14 protein-coding genes are annotated in these 17,875 nt (G+C 39.8%); all 14 read left to right on the top strand.

The window, feature by feature from the left end; translation table 11 throughout:
• Positions 1-696, top strand: a 696-nt coding sequence (locus BM097_RS10195; protein WP_143084979.1) for a dTDP-glucose 4,6-dehydratase, incomplete at its 5' end; no start/stop codon positions are given.
• Positions 697-821: 125 nt separating this feature from the next.
• Positions 822-1,940, top strand: coding sequence for a UDP-galactopyranose mutase (gene glf / locus BM097_RS10190; protein ID WP_090548986.1), 1,119 nt, complete (start codon positions 822-824; stop codon positions 1,938-1,940).
• Positions 1,941-2,093: 153 nt separating this feature from the next.
• Complete coding sequence (rfbA, locus tag BM097_RS10185) at positions 2,094-2,972, top strand: glucose-1-phosphate thymidylyltransferase RfbA (RefSeq protein ID WP_090548983.1); 879 nt, start codon at positions 2,094-2,096, stop codon at positions 2,970-2,972.
• A gap of 248 nt (positions 2,973-3,220) precedes the next feature.
• A complete protein-coding gene (gene rfbC / locus BM097_RS10180) occupies positions 3,221-3,802 on the top strand; it encodes a dTDP-4-dehydrorhamnose 3,5-epimerase (RefSeq protein ID WP_028242343.1) in 582 nt (193 codons plus the stop codon).
• A gap of 25 nt (positions 3,803-3,827) precedes the next feature.
• The gene (locus BM097_RS10175; RefSeq protein WP_090548980.1) at positions 3,828-6,644 is read left to right on the top strand and encodes a GH25 family lysozyme; all 2,817 of its coding nucleotides are present in this window, start codon (positions 3,828-3,830) and stop codon (positions 6,642-6,644) included.
• 187 nt (positions 6,645-6,831) lie between these two features.
• Positions 6,832-8,052 (top strand): sugar transferase, encoded by a 1,221-nt coding sequence (locus BM097_RS10170; RefSeq protein WP_242944692.1) that lies wholly within the window; start codon positions 6,832-6,834, stop codon positions 8,050-8,052.
• A 158-nt stretch (positions 8,053-8,210) separates the two neighbouring features.
• Entirely contained in the window at positions 8,211-9,413 is a 1,203-nt protein-coding gene (locus tag BM097_RS10165) for a glycosyltransferase family 4 protein (protein WP_090548974.1), read from the top strand.
• A 49-nt stretch (positions 9,414-9,462) separates the two neighbouring features.
• A complete protein-coding gene (locus BM097_RS10160) occupies positions 9,463-10,560 on the top strand; it encodes a glycosyltransferase family 4 protein (protein WP_090548971.1) in 1,098 nt (365 codons plus the stop codon).
• Positions 10,523-12,337, top strand: a complete 1,815-nt coding sequence (locus BM097_RS10155) for a hypothetical protein (RefSeq protein WP_090548968.1) — start codon at positions 10,523-10,525, stop codon at positions 12,335-12,337. The genes BM097_RS10160 and BM097_RS10155 overlap by 38 nt, the downstream gene beginning before the upstream one ends.
• A gap of 21 nt (positions 12,338-12,358) precedes the next feature.
• Positions 12,359-13,717, top strand: coding sequence for an oligosaccharide flippase family protein (locus BM097_RS10150; protein ID WP_090548965.1), 1,359 nt, complete (start codon positions 12,359-12,361; stop codon positions 13,715-13,717).
• Positions 13,718-13,791: 74 nt separating this feature from the next.
• Positions 13,792-14,679 (top strand): formyltransferase family protein, encoded by an 888-nt coding sequence (locus tag BM097_RS10145; RefSeq protein ID WP_207647032.1) that lies wholly within the window; start codon positions 13,792-13,794, stop codon positions 14,677-14,679.
• Positions 14,679-15,347 carry a PIG-L deacetylase family protein gene (locus tag BM097_RS10140; RefSeq protein WP_090548962.1) on the top strand — a complete coding sequence of 223 codons (669 nt, stop codon included), beginning with the start codon at positions 14,679-14,681 and terminating at the stop codon, positions 15,345-15,347. The genes BM097_RS10145 and BM097_RS10140 overlap by 1 nt, the downstream gene beginning before the upstream one ends.
• An 11-nt stretch (positions 15,348-15,358) precedes the next feature.
• On the top strand, positions 15,359-16,792 hold the full coding sequence (locus tag BM097_RS10135; RefSeq protein WP_143084978.1) for a capsular polysaccharide export protein, LipB/KpsS family: 1,434 nt from the start codon (positions 15,359-15,361) through the stop codon (positions 16,790-16,792).
• Complete coding sequence (locus BM097_RS10130) at positions 16,785-17,762, top strand: NAD-dependent 4,6-dehydratase LegB (RefSeq protein WP_090548955.1); 978 nt, start codon at positions 16,785-16,787, stop codon at positions 17,760-17,762. Before BM097_RS10135 ends, BM097_RS10130 begins: the two co-directional genes overlap by 8 nt.
• The last annotated feature ends 113 nt before the right edge of the window (positions 17,763-17,875 follow it).

Genomic DNA, 17,875 nt, shown 5'->3' with positions numbered 1-17,875 from the left:
TTCCTTCATGTATCTACAGACGAAGTTTACGGTTCTCTTCCAGACGATGACAACGCATTCTTCTATGAGACAACACCATACGATCCACATTCACCATACTCAGCTTCAAAGGCATCATCAGATATGCTTGTAAAGGCTTACATGGATACATACAAGTTCCCTGCAAACATTACAAACTGCTCTAACAACTATGGCCCTTACCAGTTCCCTGAGAAGCTTATTCCACTTATCATCAATAACGCACTTCAGGGCAAGGATCTTCCTGTTTACGGTGATGGTAAGAACGTTCGTGACTGGTTATTCGTAGAGGATCACGCTAAGGGAATCGATATGGTTCAGGAAAAGGGACGTCTTTTCGAGACATATAACATCGGTGGACACAACGAAAAGCAGAACATCGAAATCATCCACATCATCCTTGATACTCTTCAGGATATGCTTCCTGAGGATGACGAGCGTCAGAAGCTTGTATCAGAGGACCTTATCAAGTACGTAACAGATAGAAAGGGACATGACCGTCGCTATGCTATCGCTCCAGACAAAATCAAGGCAGAAATCGGCTGGGAGCCAGAGACATGCTTCGAAGAAGGCATCAAGAAGACAATCGAATGGTTCTTCGAGCACGAGGATTGGATGAAGAACGTAACATCTGGCGATTACCAGAAATATTACAACGACATGTATGAAGGAAAATAGCGTAACAGTAATAGAAAATGCTTAAGTAGGCTGTAGCTGACAAAAATTATGATTCTAAAGGAAGACATGTTAGTCGACCGTAGAATCATAATGTTTGTCGGCGTAACAGCCGGGAGAACAACTACATGAAAAAATATGACTACTTAGTGGTAGGTGCCGGTCTTTTTGGCGCAGTATTTGCCTACGAAGCTATGAAGCGTGGCAAGTCAGTGCTTGTTATCGATCGTCGCGACCACATTGCTGGAAATATATATACAAAAGAGGAAGATGGCATAAACGTACACGTATACGGTGCCCACATCTTCCACACAAGTGACAAGAAAATCTGGGAGTACATGAATCAGTTTGCTGAATTCAACAACTACATCAACTCTCCAGTTGCAGTATATGGTGATGAGCTCTACAATCTTCCATTCAACATGAATACCTTCTCAAAGATGTGGGGTATCAAAACACCTGCAGAGGCTAAGGCCAAGATTGCAGACCAGATTAAAGAGCTTAACATCACAGAGCCAAAGAATTTGGAAGAGCAGGCTCTTTCATTAGTTGGTACTGATGTTTACGAAAAGCTAATCAAGGGCTATACACAGAAGCAGTGGGGCCGTCCATGTGATGAGCTTCCAGCATTCATCATCAAGAGACTGCCACTTAGATTTACATACGACAACAACTACTTTAACGATAGATTCCAGGGCATCCCAATGGGTGGTTACACTCAAATTGTAGAAAAGATGCTTAAGGGAGCAGATGTTGTACTTAATCAGGATTATTTCGAGCTTGCAAAATCAGGAAAGCTTTCTGATGGAACTGAAGTTGCATGGAATAAGCTTGTATTTACAGGTCAGATTGATGAGTATTACGGTAGCTGCTACGGCCCACTAGAATATCGTTCAGTTCGCTTTGAAACAGAAAAGCTTGACTGCGATAATTATCAGGGTAATGCAGTTGTGAACTACACAGCAGCAGATGTGCCTTACACTCGTATCATCGAGCACAAGCACTTTGAATTTGGCACACAGCCTACAACAATCATTTCAAAGGAATATTCATCTGAATGGCAGCCAGGCGTTGAGCCTTACTACCCAGTAAACAACGACAAGAATAATGCCGTTTATGAGCAGTACGCAACACGTGCAGCAGAAGAAAAGAATGTAATCTTCGGCGGCCGTCTGGGCCAATACAAATATTACGACATGGACAAAGTCGTATCCGCCGCACTCGACTGCGTTAATGAAGAATTATAATTAAGCAGCTACACAGCCTGGGCAAGCGCGAGCAAGAGGGCCCCATGTAGTTAAGGAGGGACCCTTTAGGGAGGTTTCCTTGACTGCAATGGGAGATGGCTTGCGGGAGCATGATAAACTTGGAGGCTGCGTAGGATATATTAGGAGGAAAATATGAAAGGTATTATTTTAGCAGGTGGTTCAGGTACAAGACTATATCCACTTACAAAGGCAATCAGTAAGCAGATTATGCCAGTTTATGATAAGCCAATGATTTATTATCCATTGTCTACACTTATGCTTGCAGGTATCCGCGAAGTACTTATCATTTCTACCCCAAGAGATCTTCCAGTATTTAGAGAGCTTCTTGGAGACGGAAGCCAGCTTGGCATGGACATTCAGTATGCAATTCAGGAAGCTCCAAACGGACTTGCCGAGGCATTTATCATCGGTGCAGATTTCATTGGAAATGATGCTGTTGCACTCGTACTTGGCGATAACATTTTCTATGGCCAGTCATTCTCAAAGGTTCTTCTTTCAGCTGCAAAGCGTACTGAGAGCGAGCCAGGTGCTACAATCTTCGGTTACTATGTACGTGATCCTAGAGAGTACGGCGTAGTAGAATTTGACGAAAACGGAGTAGCTATTTCTATCGAAGAAAAGCCAGCTCAGCCAAAGAGTAATTACGCTGTTCCAGGTCTTTACTTCTACGACAATTCAGTTGTAGAAATCGCAAAGACAATCAAGCCATCGGCACGTGGTGAGCTTGAAATCACAGCAGTAAACAACGCATATTTAGAGAAGGGCAATCTTCACGTTGAAACACTTGGCCGTGGATTTGCATGGCTTGATACAGGAAACCACGACATGCTTCTTGCAGCTGCCGAATTCGTCAGCACATTCCAGAAGCGCCAGGGCATGTACGTATCATGCATCGAGGAAATCGCCTACAAGCGCGGCTTCATCGACAAAGAGCAGCTATTAAAGCTCGCCGAGCCACTCATGAAAACAGACTACGGCAAATATCTCGTAGATGTAGCAAACGGACTATAAAACGTCCCACCGCCTAAACTGTCACCGTAGATGACTGTCGTGGTGGAGATTAATAACAATTATATTTAAAGTAAGGAGCAAATCACCAAGTAAGCTGATTATGTTTGTTTCAAATGACCTTCTTTTTCACTCGTTACTTAGATGGTCTCGTAGAGAGCATCTTACGTAACGTAAGTAGAAAAAGCAGAGCGAAAGCGTGTCATTGAAATAAATATAATCAGATTGCGCAGGTGATTTGGACAAAGACTATGGCAATTACAGTAGAGAAAAATGTAAATGGTATTGAAGGACTTTGCGTCATCACTCCAAAGGTTTTTGGTGACGACAGAGGTTACTTCATGGAAACTTATAATGAAAACGATATGAAGGCAGAAGGCCTTGACTACGAATTCGTTCAAGATAATCAGTCAGCTTCAAAGAAGGGCGTACTTCGTGGATTACATTTCCAGAAGAATTTTCCACAGGATAAGCTTGTTCGTGTAATCTCAGGTGAGGTTTACGACGTAGCTGTAGATTTACGTGAAGGTTCTAAGACATTTGGTCAGCACTACGGAATCCTTCTTTCAGCAGAAAATAAGAAGCAGTTCATGATTCCAAAGGGATTTGCACATGGTTTCTTAGTTGTTTCTGATTATGCAGAATTCTGCTACAAGGTAACAGATTTCTATCATCCAAATGATGAGGGTGGTCTTATGTTCAACGACCCTGATATCAATGTACAGTGGCCTATTCCAGAAGGAATGACAGAGGCAGATTTAATCCTTTCAGATAAGGATAAGGTAAATGCTTCTTTCAAGGATTACTGTAAAGAACACAACATGACAGTTTAGCTTGCAATAAGGGAGATGTATAAATATGAATAAAATTTGGGAGACAGTGAGGTTTTTTGTCGCAAGCCATAAAGCTGCCAGCATCGCAGTGGCCAGTGTAGTAGGCATTTCTGCAGTAGGCGCAGGTGGCTATGGTATTTATAATCTTGTGACAGCGGATACGCCTACAGAAACAGTAGTAGTTGAAGATAATTACCAAGCTGAAGACGTGACTATTCCTGAATTTAAAAATGTTGTTATTTCTAGTGAGTCCCTAGAGAAGGATTTAACAGTTTATATTTCTGATGCAAATGACAACCCAATTTCTGGTGTGCCATTCAAGGTAAAGCTTTTAAAGCCTGAGGTCGCCGAAAGCTTGCAGTCTTATGTAGATGCCATAAAGAAGTTGGATGATGAGATAGCTCAGTACACTGCTGACTACCCTGACATCGAAGTAATTACCGCCGAAGATATGGAAGAGGAGTCATCAGGAGAAAAATCAGAAAAGGCTGAAGATAAGGAAGAAGGTAAAGCTTCTGAATCTGATAATGTTACATCAGTAGATGTATCTACCGTTCCAGGTGAAGCAGAAAAAATCATGGATATTCTCAATGATAGAAACGTAGATGTTACTGTCACTGATGAGAATGGAAATGTAATCGAGACACAGCATAGCCAGATTAGTTCTGATCCATTGTATATGTTGATGCTTGATAAGCAGACAGCAGTTCAATCCTATACTGTAGCTTTAAATGAAGCTGAAGGAACAGTTTATACAGATGATGATGAAGACGGTGTAATCGCTGAAACAGAAATGGAGCCAGGTGATTATGTTCTTTGTCTTGTAAATGATTTAGATTCAGATACAAGCTATGAGCCAACAAACTATTCTACTGAAGCAAATGTTAAGGATAAAGTAGAGTTTAAGGTTCAAAAGGAAATAACAAAGCAAATCAAAAAAGATGTATCTTCCGAAGATGGTCAGAAAAAAGAAGCTGTTCCAGTTGAAGAGACACTTAAGGATACACAGGAGTTTGTTGAATCCAGAAAAGAAGAGGATGGATTTGAGGCCGGCAAGACAAAAGAGGTTGTAGCGCCAAAGAATACAGCTCCAGCTGGAAAAGTAACAGTAAAGCAGAAGGGCGACGCAAGAACTTCTGTAACCATTGAAACAGGAAAAACTGGAAGAGCTAAATATAGAGCAAAGGGTGCTGTTGCTGTAAATACATCCTATAGACTATATGATATATCTTCAGGCATGAAGCTTTTAGCAGCTACCGCTGATGAGGTAACTACAGGCGAGGAAGAAACAGGCGAATCTAAGGATGATGATAAATCTGAAGAGAAGCCATCAGCCCCTCCAGTTGAGCCGGAAACGAAATTATTCACTATTACAATCAAATATGTGGATGAATCAGGTAAAGAAATTCCACCTGGTAAGACAGAGACTTATGAAGAAGGTTCCACATATACTATTTCGGCACCTTCGATTGATGGATATACATTAGAGTCTGATAGCTCTGTATCAGGTACTGTTAAAGAAAACAAGACGATTACCTTTAAATACAAGAAAGAGGTAGTACCAGCTAAAAGCTTTACCATTACAATTAAATATGTGGATGAAGCAGGAAAAGATATAAAGGCAGCAGAGACAAAAACATTAGAAGAGAATAAAGAGTATTCTTTTGATGCGGCCACTATAGCTGGTTACACTTTGGTATCTGATGCAAAGATTAAGGGAACTGCTAAAAAGGACGAGACAGTAACCTTCAAGTATAAGAAGAATGTTGATACACAAAAGGAAGAAGCTATCCTTAACATGGAATATAAGGATGGCAATTTTGTTATCACATCAACGGGTAAGGTTTCAGACGTAAAAGTCAACGGAACAGCTGTAAAGATGGATAACGGTAAAGGAACCTTCAAGGTAACAAAGGATGGCGACTATGCACTTACAGGTGTGGCCGGAAGTAAAAAAGAAAAGCTTTATATTACATATACAGTTTCAGGCTTAGGTAAAGGCTCATCAGATGTTATAAAGGACAAAGAGGGTAATGAGTTATACCTGGATGAAGCATGTACAAAGAAGGCTACAGCAGCTGATTATGTTAGTGGAAAAGAGTACTTCTATAAAAAGATTAAGTACAAATACTATGGTTGGCAGTCAATTAATGGTAATACCTACTACTTCAACAAGAATGCTGAAAAAGTAACAGGTTCCCAGGTAATTCAGGGTGTTCAGTATGATTTTGGAGCAGATGGTGTGCTTATTGTAAAGGGTAACGGAATCGACGTTTCCAAGTATCAAGGCAACATTGATTGGAAGGCTGCAAAGTCTGCAGTTAACTTTGCTATTGTGCGATGTGGTTATAGAGGAATGCATGATGGTCAGCTTCATGAGGACCCATATTTCTACAAGAATATGTCAGGTGCTAAGGCGGCTGGAATTAATGTAGGTGTTTACATTTACTCTACAGCTCTCAATGAAGCAGAAGCAGTTCAAGAGGCTTCAATGGCTGTCGCTATGGCAGGTAAGGCTGGCGGATGTTCATATCCTATCTACCTTGATATGGAGGATACAGTTAGAGGACAGAGCAAGCTTTCGGTAGAACAGCGTATGGCTATCGTAAATGCCTTTTCTTCAACTGTTCAGTCATCTGGATATAAGGCTGGTTTCTACTGCAGTAAGAATTGGATGACAGCAAGAATGAATCCAAACGGTATTCCAGCTTCATGCAGTATCTGGATTGCACAATATAATACCTCTTGTACATATTCAGGAAGAAAGAATATGTGGCAGTACTCAAGTAAGGGTTCTGTTCCTGGAATCAAGGGCAATGTAGATATGAATAAGAGTTTTTAATCAAAGATTGAGATCAAATTTGCTTATGAATAATACAAATACGAATATTGAAACACAAAAAAGAGTATTTCGCTTTATAAGTAGCGTGGTGTTAGTAGCAGTACTAGCCACGCTCTTTGGCGTTATGTGGTATATGCGTTTTCAGATGTTAATGCTATACCGATTCCTTAGTGTAGGTAACTACCTGATGATTGGATTATATGTAGTACTTATAGTTCTAGTCATCAATACTTTCAAAGGCTTTAGTATAGGAAGTGGGCGAATATCCATACTGTGTATGTCCCAAGCGATTGCCATGGGTCTTGTAAACATGTTGGAATTCATCATCCTGCTGTTAATGACTCGTATCAAGGCATTAATGTGGATGACTCTTGCCTATGTAATTGTGCTTACACTAGTGCAGGCTGTTGCACTGTTTATAGTTACTTATGGCAGCACCAAAATCTTCAGAGCAATATTTCCACCATTTTCAATTTTGAATATTTATGGCGAATATGAAAATGACTTGGTTATGAAGATGAATCGCAGAGCTGATAAGTATCGCATAACAGGTGAAATGAGCTGTCAGGAGCCATTAGAAAAAATCGTTAGTGAGCTTCAGTATTATGATGCAGTTCTTATAAACGATGTTCCATCTGAAATCAGAAATGATATCGTAAAGGCTTGCTTTGCAACTGATAAGCGCGTTTATTTCACACCAAAGATATCAGATATTCTCATTAAGGGCTCAGAGGAGGTTAATCTTTTTGACACACCTCTATACTTATGTAAGAACGTTGGTATGGATGCTATATCTGCAACAATAAAGCGAGTTGGAGATATATTGATATCAGGAATTGGAATCATTCTTACATCACCAATCATGATTATCACAGCTATACTTATCCACGCTTATGACGGTGGCCCAGTATTTTATAAACAGGTAAGATGTACCATCGGTGGAAAAGAATACAAAATCATGAAGTTCCGTTCAATGATTACAGATGCAGAAAAGGATGGAAAGGCTCGTCTAGCCAGTGTAAATGACGATAGAATAACACCTATTGGTCATTTTATCCGCGCTACACGTATTGATGAGCTACCACAGTTTTTCAATATCCTTAAGGGCGAAATGTCATTTGTAGGCCCACGTCCTGAGCGTCCAGAAATCATTGCTGAATATGTGAAGGAAGTTCCTGAATTTGCATTCCGTACACATGTAAAGGCTGGTCTTACAGGCTATGCTCAGGTTTACGGTAAGTACAACACAACCAGCTACGACAAGCTTAAGCTCGATATGATTTATTGCGAGAAATGCTCTGTACTCCTTGATATTCAGCTTATCCTTATGACACTTCGTGTCATCTTTACAAAGGATGCAACTGAAGGCGTAGCCGAAGGCGAAACCAACGCAAGCGTACACAAGTAAGGTTGTGACGGTGGCCTGTCGTCTGTTACCTACAGACTGAGGTTACTCGTAAACTATAAATAGGATGTAGATAACAAAAAATTATTGTCTGTAAGGAACATCTAGTGACTGGAAGATAAAAAATTTTTGTTATCGTAACATCCGGGAGAATAACGACTATGAAGAAAGCACTTATGCACGCCCATACGGCGTATATGGTGACACAATTTAATATAGATAATATTAAGATTTTGCAGGATTTAGGCTATACGGTGGATGTGGCTTGCTGTTGGAGGGATGATGACAGCGCACTTAGCCCAGAGGCCATGATAAAGCGTAGACAGATATTAGATGATTTAGGTTGCAGAGTTATAGAGACTGCCAGCTTAAGAAAGATATTTAATATTGGTGAGCTTACAAAGGCCTACAAGCAGATTAAGGCTGAGGTCGAAGCTAATAAATATGAGATTGTCCATACTCAGTCTCCAATAGGTGGTGTAATTTGTCGATTGGCCTGTAGAAAGGCACGCAAGCTTTATGGCACCAAGGTGATATATGCAGCCCACGGTTTCCACTTCTTTAAGGGAGCGTCAATTGTCAACTGGCTCATCTATTACAACGTGGAAAAATGGTGCGCAAAGTTCACTGACATGTTGATAACCATCAACAAGGAAGATTACGCAAATGCTCAAAAGTTTCAGGCAAAGCAGGTAGTATATGTACCAGGCGCTGGGGTTGATACTCATAAGTTTGTGGCAAGTGAAGGCGCTCGTGCAAAGATAAGAAAAGAGCTTGGAATCGATGATAATACAATAGTGTTACTATCGGTAGGAGAGCTGATTCCACGTAAGAATCATGCCGAAGTATTAAGAGCTCTGAAAATCATGAAGGATAGAGGCATTCTTGAATATGAAGGTTGCGACGAGCGAGTTCAGCCTAAGTATAAAATCAAGTATCTCATTGCTGGTCGAGGAAAGATTCAGACTGAATTGGAAGAGCAGATTAAGAGCCTGGGCCTTGAAGAAAATGTAAGGATGCTTGGCTTTAGAACAGATATTGCTGATGTTTTCGCAGCAAGCGATATCTATGTTTTCCCTTCACATCAGGAGGGCTTGCCAGTGGCTCTTATGGAAGCAATGAGCGTAGGAATGCCTGTTGTATGTAGTCAAATCCGTGGTAATACAGATCTGATACAGGATGGTGAAGGTGGCTACCTATTTGATTCTAAGGACGCAAAATCTTTAGTATCTGCATTAAATAGAGCTTTGGTGGATAACGAAACCAAGCGAGCAGAGATGGGGCAAATTAATGTGGAAACAATGAAGTCTTTCGACAAGACTTGTGTTAATAGTGTTATGAAAGAATTATATAGTAACCTATAAAATTTAAGTGAGTTGACTGTAGTAACAGTCAACGGACCAGGGAGTTATTATGAAGGTATTGCATATTTCGAAGTCAAATACTTATAGTGGCATGGAAAATGTTGCTATAAACATTATCAAATCAATGCCAGAGAATATAGAATCAGTTTACTTAACTGCAACTGGTTCTATCGAAACAAAGCTTCTTGAAGCAGATATTTCCTACATCGGTGTGGAAAAAGTAGATGAGGAGGCTATCAAGAAAGCTATTGAAGAAGTGCACCCAGATATTCTTCACGCTTATGAATATGATTGTAGCCTTATGTGCACTAAGGTTACAGATACTATTCCAATCATCAGCCATCTGTATTCAATACCTAGATGGGTGCAGAAGATTGGTGCAAAATCAATTATTTATGGCGGAGCTTGTAAAAACTTCGCCAGCATAATCATCCCTGATAAAAAGGTTGAGGAGAAAGCCTGGTTCAGAGATAAGATGGAAGGCAAGACCGTTGTTCTTGGTGTTCCATTTAACGCCCCTGCCATTTTCGAAAAGGGCTTTATGGCGGGGAATGAAATGAGCAAGGAAAAGCTTGCTGGATTTAAGTCTGATCTTCTGTTTGTAGGTTATCTTACAGAGGACAAGAATCCTTATGAGTTTATAAGGATAGTAAATGAGGTTAAAAAGACTCATCCTGATGTTAAGGCCATTATGGTAGGTGGCGGAGATTTAGGCAGCGAATGCTTAGAGCTCATCGGAAGGTTGAATCTTAATGATAATATTAAAATGGTGGGACTACAGCACAACCCATATATTTACATGAATCAGACAAAGATTCTTGTGGCTCCATCTAAATTCGAAGGCTTTGGTCTTGCGCCTGTTGAAGCGATGGCCTTTGGAAAGCCAGTCCTTACTAGTAAGGTTGGTGGATTTAAGACAAACGTTGACGACGATTGTGGGAAAATATGCGGCACAGACAAGAAGCCTGTGGATAGAGAAGCTTTTATAGCTAATATAAACGAATTGCTGGATAACAGCGAAATCTATCGTATGAAATCAGAGGGCGCTAGAAAGCGTGCCAAGGAATTAAATAATTTCGATAGATATATGGAAGAAGTGGTAAAGGTTTATGAAGAGATTGAACAGCATATTGGAAAATCTATATAGAGTGGCTGTTTCAGCAGTTGGCATGGTTGCTCTTTCAATAATTTTTGCGATGAGCATTATATGCACCTGCTATAAAACCTGTGATAGTAACGAGGATACATTTTTTGTGGATGACAGTGTGGCAAAAAATGTGTTAGGAATAGTAGTATTCCTTCTAATCCTGTTTGGTTTAAACAGAAAGAAGGTTTTCGAAAAATTAGGATTATATCTTGAGGATGAAATTAAGTACAAAAAAATCAAAAAGCTATTACTTTGTATAATACTTGGACTTAGCTGTGTGTGGGTATTATTTACACAGTATGTGCCAGGTGCAGATCAGGCAGATGTTTTAGATTGTGCTCATAAGCTTTACGCCAAGGAGTACAATATGTTAGAACCAGGCGGCTATTTAAATAAATGGCCAAACCAGGTGGGGCCAGCGGTAGTCGATTTCGTTCTGGCAAGAATTTGGGGCGATTTCAATGTGGTTGCCATGCAGCTGTTAAACGCTGTTGGTTTAACGCTGCTATATAAAAAGATAGTTGAGATTTTAGATACCTGGAAGGTTGCTAGAGCTACCCAGATTATCACATTAGGCATGGGAGTATTGTTCCTGCCAATGATTATGTACACCTCCTTTGTGTATGGAACAATCTGGCACTTAACATTATCCCTTGTGGCCTTTCATAGTTCAATATTATTTATAGAAACCAGTAGATGGAGCCAGGCAGTAGTCTCTGTTTTAACAATGGCTCTATCTATTATTGTGAAAACAAATGCTATGATTTTCTTGATGGCAATTGTTATTTATCATTTGGTAGGATTATTTGCTGAAAAGAGGGATATAGCTAAAAAGCTTATTTTAGTAGCTTCAATATGCATCTTATCCTTAAGCCTAAGTAAGCTACCTACAGTAATCGTTGAAAAGCAGACCGGCTACAAATTAGACCAGGGTGTAAGTAACCTTGGGTTCATAGCCATGGGATTACAGGATGGCGAGTTTGCGCCGGGATGGTGGAATGGCTATAGTACACTTACCTATGAAAGGGCAGGCTATAATACAGCAAAACAGGACATTATAGCTAAAAAAGAAATAAGCAATCGCTTAAATGAATTTACAACGGATAAGGCCTACGGCTACCGTTTCTTCACGCAGAAGATAGCATCAATGTGGGCTGAGCCAACCTTCCAATGCTTTTGGTTAAATCAGCTTCGATTACACCGAGTAAAGACACCAGGCTGGATAAATAGTCTTATGAATATGAAGGGCTACGTTAGGGTGGCTGAATTCTTTGATTATTTCCAAGTAATCATTTACCTGGGTGGAATACTTTGGCTGATATGTGGAGATAAAAAGAAATTTAATACCGATTCATTTTTCGTATTAGCCTTTTGCGGAGGATTTTTATTCCATCTTTTCTGGGAAGCCAAAACTCAGTATTCAGTGACTTACATGGTACTTCTGTTACCTTGTGCAGTAATGGGGTATAAGGCATTATTGGAAAAGCTGGAGGTTTTAAAAGCTGAAGGCGGCATTAAGAATTTAAAATTAAGATATGGATATGGCCTTTTAAGTATTGCTGTGATAATTATGTTCATGGTTGCTTATAAGGGTGTAGGTGACAGCTGTATCACTTGTGATACAGGTGATTTTATTGAATATGTTGCATCAGTGGAGCCGCTTGATACTGACGAAAGTATGCTAGAAGTTAATATCATGAAAAGCGCCATTGAAAATCATATAGATTTTATAAATTATCTTGAGAGTATTCTTTTAAGGAATGGAGTCTCATATTAAAAATAGATTGTTAGAAATAGAATGTTAAGAAAAATATTAGACAAGATTAAAAACGCAGATTTTATATTGGTAACCTTATCCACAGTGGCCTGTTCAGCTATGTCATTTGTGTTTAGTGTATATAACAAGAGGATTGTGGCTACACATCCACTTGGAATATATAGCACCTGCCTTTTGGCACAGACATATATGAACTATGCGCAGTTTGGTGTGTTAAATGCCTACAACAGGGATTACCCTCAGGCTTTGGGCAGAAAGGATTATGACGAGGCTAATCGTCTAAAGAACACAGCAATGACATTTATGCTTATCGTATATGCGATAGTATTTGTGGTATTTGAGATGTGGGTTGCTATTCATTATAGCGGCAGGATTGGTGCAGATATAGATAGCACCCAGTATGCTTTTGGATATATGCTTTGCCCAATAATGATTCTTTTAAAGAGCTTTGATGATATGTCTAATTCAACGGTCAGAATGAATGGACATTACAATAAATCCGCAGCAATCGGTTTCGTCCGTACAATACTTGCATTGACAATAGGTGTAATTGCAATAAATGTAGCTGGTTATTATGGTTTGTATGCCATGACATTTTCTTCGGCACTTCTAGGAATTCTGTTTTTCAGAAGTGAAGCCTTCAAGGGTGCAAAGCTTACCTTTGATTGGAATTTCATGAAGGTAATGATTATTGGCGGTTTGCCACTTTTGATAAACAGTCTGATTTGGACTATAGTTCAATCAGTGGATAAGTTTGTAATACTTGGATTTTTATCAACCGACGATTTGGGAGTGTACTCTGTACCACTTATGGGCTTTACCACTATGGTACTTGTGCCTCAGACAATATCACAGGTGTTTTACATAAAGATTAGTCATCTTTACGGTGCTAATCATGACGAGACAGAGCTTTTAGATAAGGCTGCATATTTCAGCAGAGTAACCTCATTTATTTCTGGAGGAGCCTGCATATTTGTATATTTTGTAATGCCTATATTTGTTCATTTCTTTATGCCAATGTATACAGAAGGAACAAAGGCAACTCAGATTCTTGTTATCGGTGTTGCTATATACGCAACCACAATGCTTTATGGAAACATCTTTTCAGTGTTGAAGCTGAATAAATCCTTGATAGCAAATTCTGTGGCATTATGCATTTTTAATGCAATTTTTTCAAGTGGCCTGGTTTTATTTGTAGACCGAAGCATTAATATGGTGGCTATTGGAACAGGCTTATCTTACGGATTATATTCGCTGTTGCTTGTAATAAAGCTATCAAAGAGATTTAAGTTCTCTTTCTGGAAGCTAATTGTTAATAGCTGGGGCCCAGCGGTGGGAATCATTATACCTGGTCTTTTGATTTATCAATTAGTGTTTTAGTGTTAGATTTGACATTATAGAGACTTCTATTTAAAATTAGAAGAATGTTTTAATGTGGGATACGAGGTTTAATTTTGAAAAAGACTTTATTTATAGGATGTGTGGAAAGTTCATACGTATTGCTGGAAGCCTTATTCAATGCGGGCTTTCAGGTGTCAGGAATAGTCACAATGGAGCAGTCAGCTATCAATGCAGATTTTAAATCACTTGTTCCTTTGGCTGAAAAATACAATGTTCCATGCATTTGCACAAAAAATGTTAACGATGAAGAGACAGTGGGCTTTATCAGAAATATAGCCCCTGAGGTTATATATTGCTTTGGTTGGTCTAGACTTATAGGCCAGGAGATTTTATCTATACCACAGTACGGAGTGGTAGGCTTTCATCCAGCAGCGTTGCCTTGCAATAAGGGACGTCATCCACTTATATGGGCTTTGGTGCTTGGACTTAAGGAAACAGCATCCACATTTTTCATCATGGATGAAGGGGCGGATACAGGAGATATCATCAGCCAGAAGCCTGTAGCAATAGCAGATACAGATGATGCAGCAGATTTATATGCTAATGTTCTAGCTGTGGCTAAGGAACAGGTTATCGAGTTTACAAAGGCTTTTGCAGAGGATAAGGTATGCCCTGTAAAGCAGGAAATAAATGCAGGAAATGCATGGAGAAAGCGCGGCAGAATGGATGGTCAGATTGATTGGCGCATGTCTGCAACAGCTATCTATAATCTAGTAAGAGGCCTTACACATCCTTATGTAGGCGCTCATTTTATGAAGGGCGATACAGAGGTTAAGGTCTGGAAATGTAAGGTAGAGGCATCAGATGCCTATGCCAATATCGAGCCAGGCAAGATTATAAAGGTTAATTCCAATACAGATTATATAATAAAAGCCTACGACGGTTTGGTTCATATAATTGATTCAGACCCAGTGGATTTAAATGAAGGAGAGTATCTCTAATGAAAGTACTTGTTATTTCGCCACATCCAGATGATGAGACACTTGGCGCAGGCGGAACTTTACTTAAGCTAAAAAAAGAAGGTCACGAGATTTATTGGTTGAACGTGACCAATATGAAGACAGAATATGGCTACACTCAGGAGAGAGTAGATGAGCGCAATGCAGAAATCGAAAAGGTTGCTAATGCATATCAGGTAGACGGCTTTTACAATATGGAGCTTCAGCCTGCAGGCGTTGATGGATACGATTTAGGAGACCTTATACCTCAGTTCAAGAGTGTATTTGAAGAAGTTAAGCCACAGGTACTGTTGATGCCATATCAGTATGATGTTCATTCAGACCATCGAGTGATATTTGACGCGGTATATTCATGCACCAAATCCTTCCGTGCACCATACTTAAACACAGTACTTTGCATGGAAATTTTATCAGAGACTGATCAGGCAGAACGTTCTCATGGATTTATTCCAAATGTGTTTATAGATATTACAGATTATTTGGATGAGAAAATCGAAATAATGAAGACCTACAAGAGCGAAATCGACGCTAGCCCATTTCCTCGTAATGAAGACGCAATCCGTGGATTGGCTTCATACCGTGGGGCAACAGCTCATTATAAATATAGCGAGGCTTTCTATCTTATCAGAAGTCGCGTGGATAGTTTTTAGGAGAATAAAAAGTGTACACTATTTGTTTCATGGCGCGTCGTCCCTTCGAGGATTTTTCGCCGGCAGTATATAAGAAATTAAAGGAAGCTCATGATGATGTGAAGGCTGTATTTATCACCTGTGACAAGCAGGAATCAGCTTACATATGGGCAAAATTTACAGAAGAAGAAAAGAAGGATATAGAAGTCTGTGAAATCTCAGAATTCATGAATGCCCATTGGGACGAATTCACAGTAGATAAGCTTACAGAAATGGAAGCTAAATATGATGCAGCTCCTATTTGGAAGTACATTTACACAGACAGATATTTGATTTATAGAGATTATGATTACTGCGTGCATACAGCTGCAGGTCTTTTTGCGTTTTGGGAGTATGTGTTTAATACATACCATGTGGATTTCTTCTATGATGAGGTTATTGCTACACTTCTTACTTACGCAGCATATTTGGTAGGAAAGAAGACAGGAACAGGCTACTATTCTCTTATGTTTATGAGAGCTTGCGGAATGGATTTAACACATCATTATATTCTTAATGATCCGTTCGAAAAAATGTATGATATGCCAGAGGATTACGCAAACATTCCTGTTACTGAAGAGCAGCGTGCAGCAGCAGAGGCTTATCTTTCAAAGTTTGAGGAGAAGCATTCAAAGCCTGCATTTATGCAGTTCTCTGGAAAGAAGCCAAAATGGAAGCCAATCTTTTTCGTATTGCCATTCTTCTATTTAAGACAGAGATTTTTCAATCCACTTACAAGGGATAAAGGTTCTTATATATATTACAAGGCATATGAGCATACAATGGATCAGCTTGTATTCTACCTTAGATATTCAAAGGGCAAGAAATATTTCAAGAAGGCTGATTATAGCAAGAAGTTCGTATACTTCCCACTTCACATGCAGCCAGAGGCTACTACAATCGTATGTGCTCAGAAGTATGAAAAGCAGTTATATTTCATTGATAACCTTGTTAAGTCCTTGCCAGCAGATACAATGCTTTATGTAAAGGAGCATTATTCATTCCTTGGCATTAGAGATAATAGCTTTTATGAGCAGCTTCAGATTTATCCAAATGTGGTTCTTATTGATCCATGGGAGGATTCAATCAAGCTCATTGAAAAGAGTGAGTGTGTAGCCACCCTTACAGGTACTGCAGGACAGGAAGCAATGATGCTTCGTCATCCAGTATTCATGAGTGGAGACATTATATACAAGGGTGCCCCAGGTGTTATGTATCTTGAGGAGGTATTCGGAAATTATCAGAAGATGATGTCAGAATACAAACGCCCAACAAGAGAAGAGGTCATTCAGTACATGGCAGTTTATATGAGCCATGCAAGACCAGGTAATACATACGTAATGAGCGAAGCTCGCTTGGCAGACGACAATCTTAAGCTCGTCGCAGAGTCGATGTATTCGTATTTTAAGGAGATGAAACATGAGTAAAGTATTAGTTACAGGTTCAGATGGATTTATTGGTTCTCACTTAGTTGAGGAATTAGTTAAAAAGGGATATGAGGTAAGAGCCTTCGTTTATTATAATTCGTTTAATAATTGGGGATGGCTCGATACTCTTCCAAAGGATATCATGGATCATGTTGAGGTATTCGCTGGTGATGTCCGCGATCCTAACGGTGTTCGTGAGTCTATGAAGGGCGTAGATGCTGTATTCCATTTAGCAGCACTTATTGCAATACCATTTAGTTATCACAGCCCAGATGCTTATGTAGATACAAACATCAAGGGTACATTAAATGTGCTTCAGGCAGCTAGAGACCAAGGCATCCGTGTACTTGTTACATCTACATCAGAGGTTTATGGTACAGCTCAGTACGTGCCAATCGATGAGAAGCACCCATACCAGGGCCAGTCACCATATTCAGCTACAAAGATTGGTGCAGATAGATTAGCAGAGTCTTTCTATCGTTCATTCGATTTACCTGTTACAATCGTGCGTCCATTCAATACATTTGGACCACGTCAGTCAGCTCGTGCCGTAATTCCTACAATCATCACACAGCTTCTTGCAGGTAAGGAAGAAATCAAGCTTGGTTCTTTAACACCAACACGTGATTTTAACTACGTTAAGGATACAGCCAACGGTTTCATCGCTATGTACGAAAGCGATAAGACAATCGGCCAGGAAATCAATATTGCGACACAGAAGGAAATCTCTATCGGACAGCTTGCAGAAGAGCTTATCCGTCAGATTAATCCAAACGCTCGCATCATCTGCGACGAAGACCGTCTTCGCCCAGAAAAGAGTGAGGTAAACCGCCTTCTTGGAAGCAACGAAAAAATCATGCGCCTCACAGACTGGAAGCCACAGTACACCTTCGAACAAGGTCTCGCCGAGACAATCGAGTTCTTACGTGGCAACCTTGACAAATACAAGGTAGATATCTATAACATTTAAAATACTAACAAATTTAGATGAGCTGAAACAGAAAGCATATATACATACATAAGACCGTCTTGCCCCGTCGTTACTTAGATGGTCCCAAAGGGAGCATCTTACGTAACGCAACG

Source organism: Pseudobutyrivibrio sp. OR37 (genome assembly GCF_900113655.1).
Classification (GTDB): domain Bacteria; phylum Bacillota; class Clostridia; order Lachnospirales; family Lachnospiraceae; genus Pseudobutyrivibrio.
This window is presented reverse-complemented; position numbering and strand designations above follow the sequence as displayed.